The following is a 20,337-nucleotide window of genomic DNA, read 5'->3' on the forward strand; positions in this document are numbered from 1 at the left end:
TGCCACGCTTCCATGGCCGCAATCATATAAATATTTCTGTTTGTTGGCAATAAATTTTCGCAAAACTTCTGTAAAAATCAGTTCATTCAGTCAAAAATCAGACGAAAATTTTAGAGTAGATAAAATTTTATACACAGGCTTTCGATACTGATATTTTTATTTTCAGAATGAAGTTTAGCCTTAATATTCACATCATTTTGAACAATGAAAATTTAAAATCATTTTAATAATTTAAAAATAAAAACCCCGATCAATGATCGGGGTTTTCGTATCTGGCGGAAGCGGTGAGATTCGAACTCACGGAGGGGTATAAGCCCTCGTCGGTTTTCAAGACCGGTGCATTAAACCGCTCTGCCACGCTTCCATGGCCGCCATCATATAAATAAAAATTGCGCTTGGCAAATATTTTTCCAATTTCTCTGCATCAACTGCACAAAATAAAATCAATTTCATTAATCTTCTGAATTTCCTGGCTTTTCATAGCGAATTGAATTGATAAACCAGAGTTTCTTGCCGGATGGCGTTATCACCTCAGCTTCATCATCCACTGACTTGCCTAACAGGGCACGCGCCATTGGGGAATCAATCGAAATATGCTGCGGATGATGATCATAAATTTCATCGACGCCTACGATCCGAAGGTTCTTCTGCTCACCCTGTTCATTTTCAATTTCAACCCAGGCACCAAAATAAACTTTACCTTCCTGTTCAGGAGAAAAATCAACAATTCTCAGCTCTTCCAGCCGCTTGCCCAGATAACGAACCCGACGATCAATTTTACGTAAAAGCTGTTTGTTATACTGGTATTATAACCCCACCATATAAAATACTATTACCTAATAAATTAGTTTGACAATTGATCAATTACTGATACTTTGAATGTTAAACATCCTAAACTTCATACTAAATAGTATATGGCTTATGTTAAGAAATTTTATGTAAATTACAAAGATTGCTCCACACAAACTACTTTGGTCTTACCATGTATCTTGACTGAGAAAGGAATCATTATTTCTCATTTACGTTATTTGGCATGGTTCAATTCAAAAAGTGAAGCATGGAAAGAAAGATCTTGTTACGCGCTTAAACTTTTATTGAAATATATTAATGCTACTCCAAACCTTGATAGTGCCACAAAAGTCCTAAAAGCCTTCACTGAGGCGTTAATCACAGGCACTATACATTCTCCCAATAATACTGACCCACTTGAACTTTATTGGAGACCAAGAACAGTTCGAGATACAAATAATTTACTATTCCATATCACGCATTACGCAGATTTTTTAGCTCTTCAAGATGAACATGCAACGAATAGAGTAAATCCATTTCGTAAAGCAACAAGTTATGAAGAACGTCTGAATTGGTGTGCTTATTACCATAAGCAAGCAAATGTTTTTCTAAATCACTTAACCAAGAAAGATCTTTCTCTACAAAAAGTGCGGTTAGTTGGAAGTTATAGAGAAGATTTAATTGATTTTGAATATGCTGTACGTTTCCCAGAAGATCAAATTGAAAGACTTTTATATCTAGGTTTTGAAAAGAACGGGGTAATTGATTACAAATCCCAAGCTATCACTATGTTAATGAATTATGGTGGTCTAAGAAAAAGTGAAATTTTTCATATTTACACTTCAGATATTACCTTAAACCCTAACAAGCCTAAAGAAGCCCTAGTTCGTGTGTATCATCCTGAATTAGGTACCTCTCCAGATCCTTATTTCAAAAACCGACGAGAATATTTATTAGCCAAAACCTCTTATAAACCTCGGAATAATTATCTGTTTTCTGAAAGATTGTATGCTGGATGGAAAACACCACTACTGACTTCAAAATTAGGCTACTTTGAAGTCGTTTTTAATCCTCCAGAAAAGGCTAAAGAGTTTTTATTAATCTGGGCAAACTATCTCAAATATCAACGCGTAGAACCATCAAAAAGCAACCCACACCCTTTTGCATTCACAAATACGTTGGGTGAACCTGAAACCATAAAAAATTTCCAACGACTACATAAAAAGGCAGTTGAGCGAATAGGTCTCACCTGTAAAAAAAGTCTTGGTACAACTGAACATGGTCATCGACATGCCTATGGATTTCGCGCACGCCAAGCTGGTTTGAATCAAGTAGAAATCCAAAAAGCTATGCATCATAAAAGCCCAACTTCCTGTCTTGTTTATATCAAACCAACTTTAGAAGAAGTTCAAGAAAAGTTGAGAGAGATCAAATGATAAAACCTCAATCAATTCGAAAAATTGAAAATAAGCGATTTAATAAAGAGTTTTCAACATTCCCTGACCTAAACTCTCTAAAGCAATTTTGTAAAGATGAAGGCATTACAAATTCTGTTCTCTACAAACAAAAATATAGAGAGTATGGACTGCCAGCACATCCCGAAAGAATTTATGATGAGTGGATCAGTTATAAAGATTTTTTTGATATTAGTGCTTTTATTTCATACAAAGAACTAAAAAAATTAATTGAAAATAAAGATCTGAAAAATGCTAAAGAATACAAAAGTTTTATTTTAAAACTCAATGATGCCAGCCTTCCGCTAGACCCACAAACTGCTTATCCAGATGAATGGGAGAATTGGTATAAATTTTTAGGAAAAACAGAACCATTCAAGCCAGATTTTATCTCACCCGACTATGTAACTTGGGCAGTTAAAATTAAAGAATTTATGACAAAAGCTCGTGGTGGAGGCACTAAAGAAACTCAACTTTGTCGTTTTGTCCGTCTTTATATTGAACAATTTGATAAAAGCAAATCACCACATGCTTTTCTCATACAAGAAAAATTCGATATAAAGCCCTTTCGAGATGTTCTTGAAAATATAGAATCTGAACCGATGAAAAGAAAACTCGTTGTTTATGTCAATGAGTTCTTAGACTACATTATTGATAATGATCTAACGATTGAGGATGAAGAAACAGGTGAGATTGTCCGCGTTGATAATGCTCGCAATCCATTTTCTCTTTTACTCAGCCAACAAAATATATCATCTAGCTCAATTCGCTCAGAAACGACAAAACCATGCTTACAATATCACTTCGTAAAAAAGGCTCAAGAATGGATTATGCCTACAAATGCCAAATGCTTTCAGGATCTAGAGCACCTACATAAGTTTGATGCGGATTGGGTGAAAGTCGAATTTAATCAGCTAGACTTATATGACCCTGATTGTGTTTATCGTATTGTAGATAATCAGGCTTACTTATGGTGTCCTACCGATTGGATCCATACCTATGCCCTCACTAAGGTTCCATTACGTGGTCGCCAAATTGCTTATAATGATTCGGGCGAAGCTGATGAATATATTGCAGATATTGATCCCCAAAATAAAGTTATTTGGCTAAAGAACAATTCTCCACTTTCAGGATTAACCAAGGAACAATCCTTTATTAAAAAAATGCCAAATGGACAAATTGGCATGTTTACAACCACCAATAAAACAAATAATAATGGACAGGGTTATACAATTCCTTGGATGCCAGACGACTTAGCTTATTGGTTAGTCAAGTTAAGAAAATGGCAACAAAAATATAATCCGATCTCTTATCCAAGTGCTTGGCTGGATTGCCAAAGAACAAATTTGAATGAAGTACAAAGAAAAGCCAAAGGCATTAACTGTTTTTTATTTAGGCGTTTCAATGATTTTGAACCAGCAACTGTAACGAATGCACTCACCCCTAGGCTTGCTGCTGCTTTATTTCATATTCAACCATCAAATTTGATGTTAGCGACTTTGGAAGGAAACCCAGCAACACTAGGTTGCTATAAATCAAAATATACGCCTCACAGTATGCGCGTTAGCCTTATTACAGCCTATGTCCTAGAAATGGGTATGCCAATAGAAATTGTGATGAAAATTGTCGGGCATAGCTCTGTCATCATGTCGATCTACTATTGTAAAGTTTCCAATCAAGAGATTAGAACACGATTAGAAGAAGGCGAGAAAATAGCACTAAAATCTGAAGCGGAATCTATCCAACGAACAATTGAACAAAATAAAATTGAAAGCATTAAAAATCAATTGATTGGAAACAACTTAGAATTATTGCAAGCGTTATCGAATGATGTACCTGTAGGCAACTATATATTTAGAGACTATGGAATTTGTCCATTTGCAGCTTCACGCTGTGACGATGGCGGAGATTTAATTAAAAGCAGTTCATTTTATACCCCAACTCCCCAAGGTTATCTCGGAGTGCAAAATTGCATACGATGCCGGCACTTTATTACTGGTCCAGCCTTTATTGGAGGATTATTGGCAATCACTAATGAAATTTTGCTACAGTCCAATGATCAATCTGAAATTTGCTCTAAACTCCAAATTCAAATAAATCAGATTAATCAAAAAATTGATAACCTAGAAAAAGAAGAATATATCGCCAATCTAAAGCAACAGAAATTTAATGGTGCTGCAAATAGAGCAAAGTTAGAAACCGAATTACGTAATTTTGAATCTGAATACGAAACTGCTGCAAAAAAACTAGATATGCTTTTGTGTGATATTCAAGCCGCATATAGCCATATCACTAAATGCCATAAACTCATTAATAACAACCCTACTATAGGGAGCGACACAAAGCTTTCCTTAATTACAGCACCTAATGCTGAATTGGTATTAGAGATGGAAGAAGTGAGCCATTATCAACAGTTACAGGAAGTTTGCGATAATGCAATGATTTATAAGTCATGTAATGCGGATCAAGCGATTTACCCTCGAACACAACTCATTGACAAGATGGCGATGTTTAATCAAATTATGCCAAACTTGTTTATGCTTTCAAAAGAACAACAACTTAGTGCAGGGAATCAAATTTTTAAACTCCTAATGAGCCGTCTCAAATCGTGGGATAAGGTACAAAAAGTTATGGATGGTGAAATTAAACTCATTGAACTTCCAGAGTATGAACTGATTGAAAAATCAGAAATTGAACTCATTTTTCATAATTCACAGACTTTGATTGAGGCAAGCCATGAAGCCTGAAGAGTTATTGAATAAATTAAAAGTTGGCTCATCACTTAAAATTCAGCAATCCCTTGATGCAATCTATGAGATATGTACTGAACAACAGGAACGTGGAATTCATGACTTCTCGATCAGCACAATTGCTAAATTGGGCAATAACCGTGGTGTCCCCAAGGCTCAAAGTATCAGAAATAAAACTGGTGAAAAATACAGAGCTCTAATTCAATGCTTTGCAGATCTGTCAACTCAAAAACCTAAGTTACGAAAACCATCGCAAAGTGAGACTGATTGGATTGAAGAAATACAAAATCCAAAACATCAATTACTCGTCCGCATCATGGCATCTGAGTTAAAAGAAGCTCAGCAAATAATTCGTGAAATCATTCCTCCAAAACAACGAATTGATATTTATGATCATAAGAATATATCACCAGATCAGTCTTTTAAGCTTTCTGAACAAGAAGTACGAGCGTTACAATATTTACTGTCTACAGACTTTCAAAAAAAGTGGAATTTAAAGCCAACTCATTTTGGTGAGCTTGTAGATGAATCAAATAAGCCAGTTTTTAAAGTTTCAACATTGGATGCCTTACGCAAGGCTTTGGAGTACTTGTCTTGAATCGTAAATTACTGACCGCTGAAGGCTACCAACGCTTACAAGATGAACTAAATGATTTGGTTCGTAAAGAACGCCCAGAAATTACTAAAATCGTTTCATGGGCTGCCAGTCTCGGCGATCGGTCTGAAAACGCAGATTACCATTATAATAAAAGAAAACTACGTGAAATTGACCGCAGAGTTAGATACTTAACCAAACTTTTTGAAGTAGCACATAGGGTCGAATATAGCCCCGAGCAAGATGGAAAAGCATATTTTGGAGCATGGGTAGAATTAGAAAATGACGAGGGTGAGACTATTAAGTTTCGCATTGTAGGCGATGAAGAAATTTATGGGCGTAAAGACTATATATCCCTTCAAGCTCCCATAGCAAAAGCTTGTTTAGGTAAATCGGTAGATGATGAAATCCAAGTACATACACCTACTGGAAAAAAAACTTGGTATATCTGCAATATTTCGTATATTAAGTAAATAATTTTTAATGAAATTCCTGTTTTATCTACTCATACCAACCCTAGTTGACAAAAAACATATATAGCAATAAATATTGGTTGACATAATTTAAATATAGCAATAAATTTAAGTTACCCCAACATTTCACAATTTATCGCGGATTTATTTATGGAATTACGTCATCCTTCACTTTTTGAACCACAATTAACCGATGAGGTTATAAGTTTTTTCGCCAAGCATATGCTAGACATCTATCGAGATATTAATTATCTATTGAGTACTGATGATGACTCAAACTATGGACGTGGAACTAGTATCTTCGATAGAACTCGTAATCGCTTTTTAAATTTAATTGTTAGAAAACAATGTCCGGTAGATGTTCACTTAACTGATGGTTCATTAAAGTTTATTTTTCAAATAGGTAATGCTTCTATACGTTTTTTAAAAGATGATTTTGAAAAACCTAAAAAGAAAAAATTCCTCATGCAACAAATACAAAGTTTTAGCCTATTTCCTTTAGATGATCACCAACCACATTTTTGGCGATTCATTCTAAATGAACCTAAAACTCTTGATGATGAACCACTTGTTGTATTTGCTGGCTATAACTTAGCAAATGATGTTGTTGCATATTGGGATTCAAATAGTATTACTGATATCAACCATATTCATTTGGTTGAGCCAGAAACCCCCGCATCTGTCGAGTTAGGCTCCCCATTGGTCGAAGATCTTGATATCGATGATGAAGATTCCATAGCTGTAAATAACTAATTGTACGATGACTAAACATGACAACACAGTTTAATGGCTTGGAACTAAAACTTTTAAGGCAATTCAATGAATTATCATTAGAAGATTTAGGTACCGAGCTAAATTTAACACGTCAATATCTTCATAAAGTCGAAACTGGGCAAACTATACCCAATGATCAATTTATTGATAAAGTGGCGCACTTTTTTAATGTGCCACAGACTTTTTTTATGCAGCTAAAACCTGTTTTACAGGAAGATCAGATTCATTTTAGAAGTAATCGTACCGCTAAAGTTTCGTTTAAGCAGATTGTTATCGCAAGAGGTGAATACATAAAACGATTAATTGAATATTTGGATTCAAAACTCAGATTACCTAAATATGATATTCATACTTTATATGACGAACCAATTGATCAAAATCCAGCAATTGAATCTATAGCTGAGCAATGTCGTGAAAAATGGGGATTAGGTTTAGGCCCTATTAGTAGCATGGTGCGACTCTGTGAAACACATGGAATTATTGTGACCACTTTCTCTAGTATATCAAAAGAAGTGGATGCTTTATCCCTTGCCACAAAACGCCCGATTTTTGTACGCAATGAAGCAAAAGAAAGTGTATGTCGTCAACGTTTTGACTTAGCTCATGAACTTGGCCATCTTGTACTTCATGATGGACTTGTTACCGGTGATAGACTAACAGAGTCACAAGCTAACCATTTTGCATCTGCTTTATTAATTCCACAGGTGATGATGCGTACGCACTTCCACACTTGGCATAAAAATGGACGTTATAACTGGTCTAAATTAAGTGAATTTAAGCAAACTTGGAAAGTTAGTAAAGCTGCAATTTTGTATCGTGCTAGACAATTAGGTTTATTAACTCCCGAACAATATACTAGTGGTGTTATCTACTTGAAAAAAACAGGTGAAGGTCTTACTGAAAAAGAAGATCATTTAATTCCAAGTGAAAAACCTGAATTACTAAAAGTTTGTTTCTCTGCACTCTCCAAAAAGAGAATTTTTGCTGAAGATGTTGCAAACTCTTTGAATATAAATGTCGATTTTTTAGAAAACTTAGTTGGCATGAGTATTCCTAGAAAACCTAATACATTAAAAATCGTTGAAGAAAGCACCTAAAGGTGCTTTCTTCAACTTTGGAAAAATAGAAACTATGACTAATTTATCTTTTACTTCCTACCCGATCAGAAATAAATACGAATATTATTTACCTGAATTACAACTTTTTAGTTCATATAACGTTGGTGGAATAGCTTTAAAAGATTTAAACATTTATACAGAACCATCTTACCATGATGGTCATTCTGATGATCATAGATTCAATACATTTCATTGTAATAGCATCACAAACCATGATGAAGCTTGGGCAATTGGATTAGAACTTATAAGTCTTTTGAGAGGGCTGGTAACTATTTTTTTTGGTGAAAATGAACAGAGATTTGTTCGGTTGGAAAAAATGAAAATAGAAGGACAGCCTCTTGAATATCCAACATATCAAATGAATCACAATATTAAAATTTTGTTAGGTTTCTACCAAAGATTAGGAAGTAATCTAAATAGTAATTTAACTTTTACAGAGAGAAGAGATTATAAAGAAAGTGCTAAGGCTAATGTATTTGCTAGTTCCTTTTACATAGCACAAAAACATATTGGAGTTTATTTGATTTTGAAATATTTTTCCGAACCATTAACGTGGATGAGTCTATATAAAATAATGGAAACATTTATGACTATTGAAGCTCATCATGATACAGGTTGGAAAATACCTTATAGCAAAGCTGACAAAACTAGATTTACCAATCCAGCTAATGATTTCAGCATGGTAGGAATTGATGCTCGTCACGGATTTAAAAAAGATTCGTTAATGCCAAATACTGGACCTAAAATGGAAATTAATGAAGCAAAAGAGATGTTTATTAATTGTGCTAAATCATATTTAAATTTTAAGCTCGACGAATTAAGAAAAGCACCTTAAGGTGCTTTTCTAATAACCAATAAATTAATTGGTTAAAGCTTGATTTATCTGCTCTTCCAAACTACGTCCAACTTCATCCTGATTTTTAGCCATTAAGAATAGTCGCTTTCCATTACTATCTTTAGCCCATTGCTTACCAATAGCATTCTTGATTCGAGCATCATCAGCAGTATCTAAATGTCCGCCTTTATACTCCAAAACAAAGATCGAACCATCAACTAACTCTGCAACGAAATCAGGATAAAAGTAATCTTTCTCAGTTGGTAGCCAGAATGAAGTATGTGGTTGCTTAGGAATATTACGTACCCAATACTTTACTTTAGAATGCATATCCAAGAGCTGAGCACATTTAAACTCTTCAGAAATCTTTCCTGAATCAGTCTTTTCTTTTAAATCATCAATTTGGGCATAAAAATGCTTTTTAAACTTATAGCTACCACGATAAGGCTTTCTGACTGGGTAGATTCCACGCTTAAACTCAAAACTATTTTCTAGTTTTGATTCTTCTGCTACTTTCAACTCTGCAAATAAATCACTTTGGAATGCTTGTTTACGAGCAAGTTCAAATAGCCGATCAAGCTCACGAGATATAGCTAGTGACAATTGGAATTGAGCACGATGCAGTTGAGTCAGTGTAAATCTGCGCTCATTCAACAAATGACTAATGAGCTTGGTTAAATATGCTCTTAGCTGAATTTGCGTTAATCCAGCTCTTCTTGTTTTTCGATCTAACCAATTCAACAAATCATTCTCGGTAATTGGTGTTGGCATATCATCAAATTGAATCTGTTGGCTATTAAGTAATTCATAACTCAATTGCTCTTCTTCAAGATTTAGATCAATCGCAAAGCTATTCACAGTTTCACGTATGTTAAAACCTTCCAATTGAACTGGATAATCTAATAGATTCCATTCAACCGAATCTTCTATTGTTTCTTTGTCTGCAACTTGCCATTCACCATCAACGAATAAACCTAGCTGCGGAATAAGCGCAAATGTGGCATTCCAATTTTCAGGTGCTTGATGTGCTTGTCGCTCAGCACGAGCTTCTTTGAATACTTCTTGTATTTGAGTCTTTTGTTTCGGAGTCGCTTTTTCAATTACAGCTTGTTCAATTTGATCAAACTCTTCATCAGTCGTCCCTTTATTAATAATTAAGGACGTACCTTGGCTATTTTCTCTCGTTTGAATCGCTGGTTGTAAATTAGTAGGAATAAGTTGAGGTGTAACAACAAATGGAATAGAGACCATGACTTCAGGAGTCTTTGGTTGAGTAGTCATTTGCCGTGTAGTGCCTAGGTCTAACTCAGGTTGTGGATTTGCCACAATTGAGGCTTCAGCTTCCCACTTATCGAAGCCCATATTCTGCACCATACGGTCTTTAAGAAGCATGGTGGCTTGAGCGATTGAACTTGAGACAACGTGTGCATATGCTTTATTGAGTTCATCATTCTGACGTAGTTTTGCATACGGCATACGTAAGACACGACCTAACAACTGCTCTACATCAGTTGCAGAGTTGATATTTTGCAAACTCGCAAGTACATAGACAAATGAGCAATCCCAACCTTCCTTTAGTGCTTCGACTGTAATCACAATTTTGACTTTACTTTGAGGACTAAAAAGATTTTCATCTTCTAGCTCTTTGGTTTGCCCTGTCGAAATTGCAATCCAGTCTTCAGTTATATTTTCATATTCACTTAACAAATGCTGTTTAACAGCTTCTACATTCGCTTCACCATTTTTATCTTGGGCTTGGATCAATAAAATTGGGCGAATATATTCTTTTTCACTTTGTGCAAGCACTTCTAACTTTTGTCGTTGAATCAGGGCATCACGAATACAATCTTGCCAACTATTTGGATGTTCAGTCAGTACGACTGGCAGCTTAATCATGTGATCAACTTTTAACTGTGCAGCAGAAACCGAGTAAAGAACATTATTGTCTTTTGGTGTTGCTGTCAGCTCTACTAAGCAACTTGGGTTGAGACGCTTCAACGTTGGGAAGAATGTTTTTCCACCACGGTTTTTATGCGCTTCATCCACAACAATAATTGGTCTATGCAAGTTAAAGAAATTGACCAATGAATGCTTCACTCGACCAATATCTTTTTCAGTTAGGAATGGTTGATACTGCAAAGTATCAGCCGTTACTTTATCCATACTTTCGGCTTGTTGTGGAGTCAATTGAGTAAAGTGTTCACTCAAGGATTCATCAAAAGCATAGGCATTGCGCTGATAGGTCTTTTCTTTATCAATATTGAAGATCTGAATAGTGGTCACAATGACAATACACGACTGCCCAACATCATGCTTGTTGAGCGATTGCAGCCCTTCAATGTCACATATTTTGATGCGATCACCATAATAGCCTTGTAAGGCTTGTCTATAGGGGTGATTTACATTAGCAAGTGCAGCAAGTGTTTGTTGTCGGATCATATCTGTTGGTACAAGCCACAATACAATAGGACTCTCAGTATTCACATAACTCTGTGCCACTTTAGGAATACTATGCGCTGCAAGTAGTGTTTTACCACCGCCTGTAGGTACACGCAGGCATACACTTGGTATTCCCTCCAATCGGTCGTTATAAGCAATGTTTTCGCCTACACAGCGTTTAAATGCTTTCGCCGCCCCTAATGATGCTGCAAAAGTAAAGAATTGCTCTAATGCTTTTAAAGAATCTATTTGATACTGTTTTAATTTAAGTGACATACGCAATCCTTACTGAGCTTGGTTGCCATAAAGCGAATATGGAATTTGTTTAAACTCAATTTCTAGAGCTTCAAGTCGGGCATCTCCAAGTCGTGATGCTTCGCCTATAACGACTCGTTTACCTTCATGTGCATGACATTCATTTAAGTAATTTAAAATAGATAGTGTTAAGACATTACCGCCATTCGGACGTCTATCACCTAAAATGCCGTTATACAGAAGATAGTAAGCAACCCCATCATGTGTGCCTAAATATGGATTATCAAAGCTCTCCGTTTGATTTAGAGCTGTTTTCGTCTCAAGCCACCAAACATAACTTGCAAGGTCTTTAAAATGTACATCAGCATTTAAGAAGCCTTGATCATCAAACACTGGATTACCTAATGTATAGAAGCTAAAACCGCCTCCACCTTGCCAATTCACAGCCTTTGAAATACCACCTTGTTCACCTGCAATCACTTTTTCAAGACGAGGAATAACAAAAGTTTTAGCATGCTCGCCCATTTCTATACCGATATAGCGTCGCCCCATTTTATGAGCAACAGCGCTAGTCGTCCCCGATCCAAGAAAAGAATCTAGAACTAAATCATTTTTACTTGTAGCTAATTGAATTATTCGTTGAATAAGTTTTTCAGGCTTAGGTGTTAAAAATAAATCTTCTTCGGTTGGTAGCAAACTTCTAAGTTCATTTTTGGCTTCACCATTGTGACCAGCCTCTGAAAAAGTCCAAAAAGTATTAGGTGTTACTCCTTGTCTTACTTCAGATAAGAATCGCTTTTGTGCAGGGATACCATTTCCACTTTGTCCCCACCAAATACGATTATCTTGATCCATTTTTATAAAATTTTCTTCAGAAATTCGCCAATATGTTCCTGTTGGAGGGCCATCAATAACCCGTCCACGTGGTGTTGTTATACTGTATCTACCTAAACTATAAAAATTCCGAGCATGTATCGGTGTTGCTTTCCAAGGACCCCGCTCATCATTATCTGGATTTTTATAGGCTAAATTTTGTTTATCTTCTCTTGGTAAATCATTCAAAATAAATTCATCAATATTTTTTGAATAGATAAGAACATGGTCGTGCATTGAAGAAAAAAATTTAGCCGAGTTTTTAGTGGTATATATTTTTTGCCACGCAATTGTAGTCACGAAATTTTTACGACTAAATACTTCATCACATAGAACTTTCATGTAATGTGCTTCGTTATCATCCAATGTAATCCAAATAGAACCATCTTCAGCTAAAAGTTCTTTTAGTAATTGTAGACGTGGATACATCATTGAAAGCCATTGAGCATGTTCTAACTTATCGTCATAGTGCTCAAAAGCGGATTGCGTGTTATATGGTGGATCAATGAAAATACATTTCACTTGGCCACCATAAAGGGGCAACAATGCCTTCAGTGCTTGAAGGTTATCCCCTTGAATGATGAGGTTTTCTTTAGTGTGCTCAGCATCACCGTATGCGTTTTCAAATTTTAACAAATGGTATGGAGTACTTGTTGCTGTTTCTTCAGCCTGGTTTCGGTTCACCCAATCTAATAATGGCATAACAATACTGAATAATTAATAAATCAAATTATATTTAGAATAGCATATAGATATCCCTCTTAATCAAAAAATTATCTGTATAGGAAATATCCACAAAACACTATAATTTTATAAATAATCTGTGAGCAGATATAACAAAAATCAATAATAAACAATTCTCTAAAAAACAATTATTTTTCTATACTCTCTATCCATTTAGATATCACAGCATTCCCATTAATACCATTCCAACTATCTTTAATAAAATTATAAGATATAAAATCAATAAAATCATCCTCAAAAATAATATCTACTGGTATTTTTTTATCATAAATTTCATCGTATCTACCCCTATATTTATTTAAAAAATACTCTAAATTATTAATATAAAGTGTACTTTTTTTAGACTTGGTTAAATAGCTTAAACTATTTATTTTTTTATATAAAAATGAATTCAAATTATCCATAGCCCAAAAAAGTGAAAAGTATATTTTAGGAAGTGTTGTTTCTCTTATCATACTTAATAAAATACTTTCAAGTCTTAAAAATAATTTCATATTAATAGCGATTTCAAAATTATCTTGAATCTCCAAAACAAAGACATCAACTTGTTTTAACTTATAATTAATAACAAAATTTTCAATATCTCTAAAATCATTTTCATTTAATACGTGTGAGTAAATACTATCACGTAAAATTTCAACATAATCAGAAGAATCATAAGCGATTTCAAATTCATTAAATAATAGCAATGAAGAATATCTATAATTACTAAGCTGAGCTATTTCTCTAATTTTATCGAGTGTAAGCCTTTCTTGAACTGCTCCCCAATAAGGGGAAAATGAATTCCAGCACTTTGTAACTTCCTGACAATCAATATAATATAAGATTTTATTATTTATCAATCTATCAATATAAACAGAATAAATATCATTAATAATATTAGAATCTAAATCTGGAAAAATACTTTTAATATTAATAGGAATATCAATATTACTAACATCTGATTTCAAAAAAATATAATATAAAAAAACTTTTTCCATATAGGTTAGATTGTTTATTTTATTTATTTTTAAGGTATTTTTATTATAAATTATACTTCTCAATTTAAAAATAATTTCATCTGCCTTTAAAGCAACTATATTATCAAAACATTTTGAACAATATTGAGTATCTTTTTTAATAAAATCTATATAACTCTGTCTAGTATTAAAATAAAAATTTTCTTTACAATCGATACATTTTAGATTTTCACATAAAATATAGCTATTTGCTTTTACAAATTTAGTTACATCAATACTTTTACTTAAATTTTCATTAGTCAATTGCTTAGGTAAATAGTAGAAATCTTGAAGATTTTCACAAAAATCCCAATAAGTCTTCACAAGCTCTTCTTCACTAGTGCTTAAATCATTCTTTAAAATTATTTTAAATTCTTTATTCATAATTTTTAGCATCCTTTTAATTTTAGTATATTTTAATAGCATGAATACTATTCATATACTGTTGTTTAATAGTAAAAAAAATCAAAATAGTATAAATAATAGGGTTATAAAATTAAATCTGCGTTTTCCGAACGGTCGCCGAGACTGGCTGCCCAGTTCACTTTTTTGGTAATTTCAGGACGTTCTTCATGCCAGAGATTTTTAAGTTCTGCCACCAATTTGTCGTGTCCACCACGGGTAATCAGGTTAGATTTCATGTGTTTTAATTGCCAATTTTGAACCAGTTTTTAGACATTAAGAGCTTATTTTATTTGGAGTTTTAGGACAAGCCAGAATGTGCAATTTTTTTCTTCAATAAATTTAACAACTTAAATTACATTTAAAAAATAAATTATATACAAAATTTGACAATTAATTTTTTGATCTTTAATATGCACCCTACTTTTGGAATCGCTTATTTTTTAATCTATGTAGTTTTTCTACATATTTCCCGATCAATTTAGTCATTTTTGAATGACGTCATGACTGCCCAACCCTTATTGAATTTATCAAACTTTTAAAAGTTTCTGGCTAGTATTGGCTGTGATTTTTAAAGCATAAATTACTTGTAGCGGAGACAACATGCACAGTAGTTCAACCACTGGGTCGAGGCTTTGCCTTAGCTCTTTTATCTCTTCTCTCCCTGTAAAAGCACTGGTACTGAGTACGGCACTTATCCCCTTTCATAGTATCAATGCCACTAAAACCACACTTCAATATGATCATGTGGTAAATAGCAACAAACTCACCGTCGTCGCAGTTCAAAGTCCAACGACTGTGTTTCAGAATGGACAACATCAGCATGGTTTTGGTTACGACCTGGTTCGCAACTATGCCAACAGCCTGAATGTTAAGCTGGATTTTAAAACTGTTCCGGATAATGCCACGGCCCTGAAATGGGTAGCCCAGGGCAAAGCCAATCTGGCCATGACCACCACTGATCTGGGTACGATTGAACAACAGCGTTTAACGGCTTTTTCTGCCACTTGTGGTGATGAGTCTTCACTGGCCAGTAATGGACTGAATGCCAATCTGAATCTGGTATTTAAATCAGCTAGTGATCCCTTGAGTCAAACCGCTAGTGCTTTTGTCTGTCAAGGCAAACAAAGCGGTGCGATCAAGCAACTTGCTTCCTTCTACAATCAGAATGTAGTAGAAGAGCATTCTTGGGATGAAATTCAACAGGACCTGAACCAGCGCCTCCCCACATACAAGGCGAGCTTTCAGAAATCTGCTCAGCAGTACGATCTGGACTGGCACCTGCTCGCCGCGATCGGTTACCAAGAATCCTATCTAAAGCCAAACTCCGTATCTCCCACCGGTGTCCGCGGTCTGATGATGCTAACAAGCTCTACCGCAAAAGCGATGGGGGTTAGTAACCGGACAGATCCAGGCGAAAGTATTGATGGGGGTGCCAAATACTATGATCAGATGCTGAGCCGTTATGAACATATTCCTTATCCGGATCGTAATTGGTTTGCTTTGGTTGCCTATAACATGGGCCCCGGTGCTGTGAATCAGCTGCAAAAACGTATTCAGGCTCAAGGCAAGAATCCGAATAATTGGGTAAACCTGTATGCTTATCTGGAACAGAATAAAGCCAGTAATGGTCGTTACCGTCAGGCCCTTCAATACGTGACCCGTATCCGCGCCTATCTGGAACACATCAAGACCACCCCACAGCTAGTGAATATTTAAGTCTGATCAATTTAAATCTAGCTATTCAGCCATAAAAAAAGCTTACCTCAGGGTAAGCTTTTTTGTTACTTCAGCTTTTTAGATCAAGACTATTAAGCTGTGGTATTTTCAAGAACTTTCTTGAATAGGTCTTTTTGAGCTTGGCTTGGCTTCGCTGTTTGCAATGCCATCAATTGAGACATATCACCTTGCACCTTGATCTTACCTGTCATGAAAGCTTGCATTGCAGCCGCCATATCAAACTCAAGGAAAACTTTACGTAAGGTTTCGCCATCCATGTTCAATGTTGTTTTTGCATTTGGAGACAAACCTTTTTTAATCGCGCCACCTTCCAAAGATAATTCTGTATTACCTGTAGTGTCTGCAACGACCAAATTAATTGCTAGATTTGCCAAAGCAGGTGGCAAATCCAAATCACCAGCTTGTGCAGTGAGCGTGTCTACAGTCGAAAACCAATCATCAGTTAAAAAAGCAGGCATGATCTTTCCTCAATTTATTTATTCATTTGTGTCGACTATCCAGACGACATCAGGTTGAAGCTATTATGCTTGTGACTTGTTATAACATGATCATTATGGCAAAGGCTAACGAATTTTGTACGCACCGTTCAATTTTTGTAGTTCTTATCTTACATTATTTTTGATTCAGGCATCGGCCGTAGCCCATACCTGTATCGGCTTAACTTTATATAGGTCGATTAGTCTGCTGCAAAGCCCAGATTGACCATATTGATGCGGCGGTTCTCACCTTCTACCGCCTCTTCAGTTGAACAGCTGCTGCCTTTGAAATCGAATTCGCGCTGACTGTCCAGAATTTCAAAGTCGAATAATTCACGGTCAACTAACTGAGATGGTGAAACATTTTGTAAGGCACCAAAGATGCTGTGCAAACGTTTTGGATGCGCATTGTCCCATTCACGTAACATGTCATTGATAATGGCACGTTGAAGATTTTCCTGAGAGCCACATAAATTACATGGAATAATTGGAAATTGACGCATCTGTGCATATTTGATGATGTCTTTTTCTTCCACATAGGCCAATGGACGAATTAAGATATTCTTTTTGTCAGAAGACAGCAATTTTGGTGGCATGGCTTTCAGGCTGCCCCCATGGAACAGGTTCAGGAAGAATGTTGCCAGAATATCATCACGGTGATGCCCCAGCGCCACTTTAGTCGCCCCAATTTCCTGAGCAAAACCGTACAAAGAACCACGGCGCAGACGTGAGCATACTGCACAGTAAGTCTTGCCTTCCGGTGTCAGTTTTTTAGTAATGCTGTAGGTATCTTTTTCCAAGATGTAATACGGAATGTTATTTTCTTCTAAATAACGCGGTAATACATCTTCCGGGAAACCGGGCTGTTTCTGGTCCAGGTTAACTGCCACTACATCAAAATTGATCGGTGCAATGCGTTTAAACTGAAGCAGGATATCAAGCAAGGTATAACTGTCTTTACCACCAGAAATACACACCATGACCTTGTCGCCGTCTTCAATCATCTTGAAGTCGCGAATGGCATGTCCGACCTGGCGGCGAAGCTTCTTCAACAAACGGTAGTAGGCAGAGCTTGTTGGCAGTTCAGGTTTGAAATTAAATCCTTGCTCGGATTCAACTGGCGAGTACATAGACGAGAATAACCCATAAATAAAAATACCGCGCAATTTTAGCTGATTCGGTTCCGTATCGCATCAAAAGAATTTATTTTCATACAAATGCCATATTAGTTTCATTTTCATGTTTTATTTTGATTGATATATTGAACGATTTAGTTCAATTTTTAGGCGAGATGCTTATCTTTTGGACTTTTCCACAGTTGTCCACAAAAGCTGTGGATAACTTTGTGGATTGAAATGGACTTGACAACTTGTTCACCTCAAAATTTAAGGCTTTTCTTTAAATTGATCATTTTTTGATCAATTTATTTTATTATTAAAATCAATAACTTAAACCTGTCAACCCTAAGGTTTTAAATTAAATAAAAAAAATATTTTAGTGTTCAAAATATTGACAGGCGTTCCTGTTTACATACTCGTTTATAAATGCAGCGTATAAGGCTGTGCATTACGTAATTTTTTGTTAAACTCATCCATGAATTTTTCTAGCTTATTATTTATCAAATATAAACAATGAAAATAAAGACGTATTTCTTGGGGTGTCAACTGATGGGTAGCTTGGTTATGCTGAGCTGTAGTCATTTGGTGTATGCCGGTGAAACCATCTATCAGTTGCGTGATAAAAACGGCAGTACCTTATTGACCAATAAGAAGAGCCGTTATAATCATCTTCAGGTCGAAAAGAAGACTTATTATCCGGATAGCAATATTCATAGCTATAGTAACTGGGGCAGCAGCGAGTCGTCGGTTTTGCCTAGCTATAGCAAGAATAAGAATGCTTTTGATTCGATCATTCGTCAGGCCGCACAGACTTATGGTGTGTCTGAAGGTTTAATTAAAGCAGTCATGCATACTGAATCCGGTTTTAATACCCATGCCCGCTCCCCTGTGGGTGCACAAGGTTTGATGCAGCTGATGCCAGCCACAGCACGTCGCTTTAATGTCAGTAATGCTTATGATCCGCATCAGAATATTATGGCGGGTGCTAAATATCTGGCCTGGTTATTAAAGCGTTTTAATGGCAATACCAGCTTGGCACTGGCGGGCTATAATGCCGGTGAAGGCAATGTCAGTAAATACGGTGGAATCCCGCCTTTCCGGGAAACCCAGGATTATGTGCGCCGTGTGACCAGCCGTTTTCAAAACCTGTATACTCATGGCCTGAGTGCAAGTACAACCACGTCTAACACACCATCCAGTGAAGGCCGCATCATTGCCAGTTCAGCGAACTACTCCAATGATAGCAGCAGCACTTCGCACATTCAGGCAGCCAAGTATCAGCGTCAGATTATTATGAATGCTGATGGCAGTTATACCGATGCACCGATGGGTTCTTATGCAACGGCGAATGCAACAGCAGCAGCTAAAATTTATTTAAGTGAATAAAAAAATCAAAATCATTTGATTCTGAATGGCCTTAGCGAAAATGTAGCAAAAAATAAAGCTGTGTTTTGTGATCTAGGGCCATTTTTTTCTTGAATTTTTAGTCATTTCACCCCATATTGATTTCAATGATTTTCATTTTCTAATCAGATTATTTTTTTATAATAAGAGGATTTCTCAATGATGCGGATTGGTTTGTTCTTGCTAACCAACCTCGCGGTACTGGTTGTAGCTGGCATTATCCTGTCACTCTTCGGTGTCGGTAGTTACCATGGCGCGGGTGGCTTGAATCTAGGCAACCTGTTGGTGATCTGTTTTGTGTTCGGTATGGTGGGATCACTGATTTCCCTTTTCATGTCTAAATGGATGGCGAAAAAAACAACCGGTACTGAACTGATTGACCCAAATGCCCCTCGTAACCAGGCAGAAGCATGGTTATTACAAGAAGTTGCGCAACTTTCTCAGCGCGCTGGCATTAAGATGCCGGAAGTGGGTATTTTCCCATCTTATCAGTCAAATGCTTTTGCAACAGGCTGGAACAAGAACGATGCGCTCGTTTCTGTGTCCACGGGTCTGCTTGAACGCATGAATAAAGATGAACTTCGCGCGGTACTGGCGCATGAGATCGGTCACGTTGCCAATGGCGATATGGTGACACTGGCTTTGATTCAAGGTGTGGTCAACGCATTTGTCATGTTCTTTGCCCGTGTAGTTGGTGATTTCGTAGACCGTACAATCTTCGGCCGTGAAGAAGGTGAAGCACCAGGTATTGGCTATTTTGTGATTACCATTGTGCTGGATATCGTATTTGGTATTATGGCTTCTGCAATCGTATTGTGGTTCTCACGCTACCGTGAGTATCGTGCTGATGAGGCAGGTGCACGTTTGGCAGGCAAACAGGCGATGATTTCAGCGTTATTACGTTTACAGGCTGAATCAGAAATGCCGGATGCTATGCCGAAAGAAATGAAAGCCTTTGCGATTGCAGCTGGTCAGGAACAAGGTTTTAGTCTGGCGGCTCTGTTCCAGACTCACCCAACGATTGAACAACGTGTTGCTGCTTTGCAACAACTCGATTGCCCTTAAGCAATATATTAATTGTGTCTTGTCCTGAAATAGAT

At 36.3% G+C, this 20,337-nt stretch carries 15 protein-coding genes, 1 tRNA gene and 2 pseudogenes; 10 read left to right on the forward strand and 8 right to left on the reverse strand.

Features of this window, described 5'->3' with window-relative positions; translation table 11 throughout:
* Positions 1-273: 273 nt before the first annotated feature.
* Positions 274-364: transfer RNA gene (locus tag B3143_RS08075), tRNA-Ser, on the reverse strand.
* A gap of 88 nt (positions 365-452) precedes the next feature.
* A pseudogene (locus B3143_RS08080) lies at positions 453-806 on the reverse strand (GreA/GreB family elongation factor); the annotation flags it as partial.
* Between the two features lie 108 nt (positions 807-914).
* Here B3143_RS08080 and gmtY point away from each other — a divergent pair.
* The 7 genes from gmtY to B3143_RS08115 all read left to right on the forward strand — a co-directional run bounded on the left by gmtY (position 915) and on the right by B3143_RS08115 (position 8,788).
* Positions 915-2,225: a gamma-mobile-trio recombinase GmtY gene (gene gmtY / locus B3143_RS08085; RefSeq protein WP_004784729.1), complete on the forward strand. Its 1,311-nt coding sequence runs from the start codon at positions 915-917 to the stop codon at positions 2,223-2,225.
* Positions 2,222-4,990 (forward strand): gamma-mobile-trio integrase GmtZ, encoded by a 2,769-nt coding sequence (gene gmtZ / locus B3143_RS08090; RefSeq protein ID WP_125278471.1) that lies wholly within the window; start codon positions 2,222-2,224, stop codon positions 4,988-4,990. The genes gmtY and gmtZ overlap by 4 nt, the downstream gene beginning before the upstream one ends.
* On the forward strand, positions 4,980-5,591 hold the full coding sequence (gene gmtX / locus B3143_RS08095) for a gamma-mobile-trio protein GmtX (RefSeq protein ID WP_004784733.1): 612 nt from the start codon (positions 4,980-4,982) through the stop codon (positions 5,589-5,591). The genes gmtZ and gmtX overlap by 11 nt, the downstream gene beginning before the upstream one ends.
* Positions 5,588-6,061 (forward strand): transcription elongation factor GreB, encoded by a 474-nt coding sequence (greB, locus tag B3143_RS08100; protein WP_004784736.1) that lies wholly within the window; start codon positions 5,588-5,590, stop codon positions 6,059-6,061. The genes gmtX and greB overlap by 4 nt, the downstream gene beginning before the upstream one ends.
* 150 nt (positions 6,062-6,211) lie before the next feature.
* Positions 6,212-6,814: a hypothetical protein gene (locus B3143_RS08105; protein WP_125278472.1), complete on the forward strand. Its 603-nt coding sequence runs from the start codon at positions 6,212-6,214 to the stop codon at positions 6,812-6,814.
* A gap of 17 nt (positions 6,815-6,831) precedes the next feature.
* The gene (locus B3143_RS08110) at positions 6,832-7,932 is read left to right on the forward strand and encodes an XRE family transcriptional regulator (protein WP_125278473.1); all 1,101 of its coding nucleotides are present in this window, start codon (positions 6,832-6,834) and stop codon (positions 7,930-7,932) included.
* Positions 7,933-7,966: 34 nt separating this feature from the next.
* The gene (locus B3143_RS08115) at positions 7,967-8,788 is read left to right on the forward strand and encodes a hypothetical protein (protein ID WP_004784741.1); all 822 of its coding nucleotides are present in this window, start codon (positions 7,967-7,969) and stop codon (positions 8,786-8,788) included.
* Between the two features lie 24 nt (positions 8,789-8,812).
* Here B3143_RS08115 and B3143_RS08120 read toward each other — a convergent pair whose 3' ends face one another.
* From B3143_RS08120 to B3143_RS08135, 4 genes and pseudogenes are all read right to left on the reverse strand, one after another.
* Positions 8,813-11,503: a DEAD/DEAH box helicase gene (locus tag B3143_RS08120; protein WP_125278194.1), complete on the reverse strand. Its 2,691-nt coding sequence runs from the start codon at positions 11,501-11,503 to the stop codon at positions 8,813-8,815.
* Between the two features lie 9 nt (positions 11,504-11,512).
* On the reverse strand, positions 11,513-13,057 hold the full coding sequence (locus B3143_RS08125) for a site-specific DNA-methyltransferase (protein WP_125278195.1): 1,545 nt from the start codon (positions 13,055-13,057) through the stop codon (positions 11,513-11,515).
* A gap of 170 nt (positions 13,058-13,227) precedes the next feature.
* Positions 13,228-14,481, reverse strand: coding sequence for a hypothetical protein (locus B3143_RS08130; RefSeq protein WP_125278196.1), 1,254 nt, complete (start codon positions 14,479-14,481; stop codon positions 13,228-13,230).
* A gap of 116 nt (positions 14,482-14,597) precedes the next feature.
* Positions 14,598-14,738: pseudogene (locus B3143_RS08135) on the reverse strand (transcription elongation factor GreB); the annotation flags it as partial.
* 364 nt (positions 14,739-15,102) lie between these two features.
* Between B3143_RS08135 and B3143_RS08140 the strand changes: the two are divergent.
* Positions 15,103-16,218 (forward strand): transglycosylase SLT domain-containing protein, encoded by a 1,116-nt coding sequence (locus B3143_RS08140; protein ID WP_104425876.1) that lies wholly within the window; start codon positions 15,103-15,105, stop codon positions 16,216-16,218.
* A gap of 92 nt (positions 16,219-16,310) precedes the next feature.
* Here B3143_RS08140 and B3143_RS08145 read toward each other — a convergent pair whose 3' ends face one another.
* Entirely contained in the window at positions 16,311-16,697 is a 387-nt protein-coding gene (locus tag B3143_RS08145) for an SCP2 sterol-binding domain-containing protein (protein WP_004784757.1), read from the reverse strand.
* A gap of 218 nt (positions 16,698-16,915) precedes the next feature.
* Positions 16,916-17,845, reverse strand: a complete 930-nt coding sequence (gene ttcA / locus B3143_RS08150) for a tRNA 2-thiocytidine(32) synthetase TtcA (protein WP_004784760.1) — start codon at positions 17,843-17,845, stop codon at positions 16,916-16,918.
* 501 nt (positions 17,846-18,346) lie between these two features.
* Here ttcA and B3143_RS08155 point away from each other — a divergent pair.
* Both B3143_RS08155 and htpX read left to right on the forward strand, forming a co-directional pair.
* A complete protein-coding gene (locus B3143_RS08155) occupies positions 18,347-19,219 on the forward strand; it encodes a lytic transglycosylase domain-containing protein (RefSeq protein WP_034170191.1) in 873 nt (290 codons plus the stop codon).
* Positions 19,220-19,396: 177 nt separating this feature from the next.
* Positions 19,397-20,302 (forward strand): protease HtpX, encoded by a 906-nt coding sequence (htpX, locus tag B3143_RS08160; RefSeq protein WP_004784764.1) that lies wholly within the window; start codon positions 19,397-19,399, stop codon positions 20,300-20,302.
* Positions 20,303-20,337 lie beyond the last annotated feature (35 nt).

This window comes from Acinetobacter sp. UBA1496 (assembly GCF_002324975.1).
In the GTDB taxonomy this organism is placed as follows: domain Bacteria; phylum Pseudomonadota; class Gammaproteobacteria; order Pseudomonadales; family Moraxellaceae; genus Acinetobacter; species Acinetobacter variabilis.

What these genes read in the sequence shown, in the direction of transcription:
- gmtY (WP_004784729.1), top strand. Translation starts at nt 915, where the DNA reads ATGGCTTATGTTAAGAAATTTTATGTAAATTACAAAGATTGCTCCACA.
- gmtZ (WP_125278471.1), top strand. Translation starts at nt 2,222, where the DNA reads ATGATAAAACCTCAATCAATTCGAAAAATTGAAAATAAGCGATTTAAT.
- gmtX (WP_004784733.1), top strand. Translation starts at nt 4,980, where the DNA reads ATGAAGCCTGAAGAGTTATTGAATAAATTAAAAGTTGGCTCATCACTT.
- B3143_RS08105 (WP_125278472.1), top strand. Translation starts at nt 6,212, where the DNA reads ATGGAATTACGTCATCCTTCACTTTTTGAACCACAATTAACCGATGAG.
- B3143_RS08110 (WP_125278473.1), top strand. Translation starts at nt 6,832, where the DNA reads ATGACAACACAGTTTAATGGCTTGGAACTAAAACTTTTAAGGCAATTC.
- B3143_RS08115 (WP_004784741.1), top strand. Translation starts at nt 7,967, where the DNA reads ATGACTAATTTATCTTTTACTTCCTACCCGATCAGAAATAAATACGAA.
- B3143_RS08120 (WP_125278194.1), bottom strand. Translation starts at nt 11,503, where the DNA reads ATGTCACTTAAATTAAAACAGTATCAAATAGATTCTTTAAAAGCATTA.
- B3143_RS08125 (WP_125278195.1), bottom strand. Translation starts at nt 13,057, where the DNA reads ATGCCATTATTAGATTGGGTGAACCGAAACCAGGCTGAAGAAACAGCA.
- B3143_RS08130 (WP_125278196.1), bottom strand. Translation starts at nt 14,481, where the DNA reads ATGAATAAAGAATTTAAAATAATTTTAAAGAATGATTTAAGCACTAGT.
- B3143_RS08140 (WP_104425876.1), top strand. Translation starts at nt 15,103, where the DNA reads ATGCACAGTAGTTCAACCACTGGGTCGAGGCTTTGCCTTAGCTCTTTT.
- B3143_RS08145 (WP_004784757.1), bottom strand. Translation starts at nt 16,697, where the DNA reads ATGCCTGCTTTTTTAACTGATGATTGGTTTTCGACTGTAGACACGCTC.
- ttcA (WP_004784760.1), bottom strand. Translation starts at nt 17,845, where the DNA reads ATGTACTCGCCAGTTGAATCCGAGCAAGGATTTAATTTCAAACCTGAA.
- B3143_RS08155 (WP_034170191.1), top strand. Translation starts at nt 18,347, where the DNA reads ATGAAAATAAAGACGTATTTCTTGGGGTGTCAACTGATGGGTAGCTTG.
- htpX (WP_004784764.1), top strand. Translation starts at nt 19,397, where the DNA reads ATGATGCGGATTGGTTTGTTCTTGCTAACCAACCTCGCGGTACTGGTT.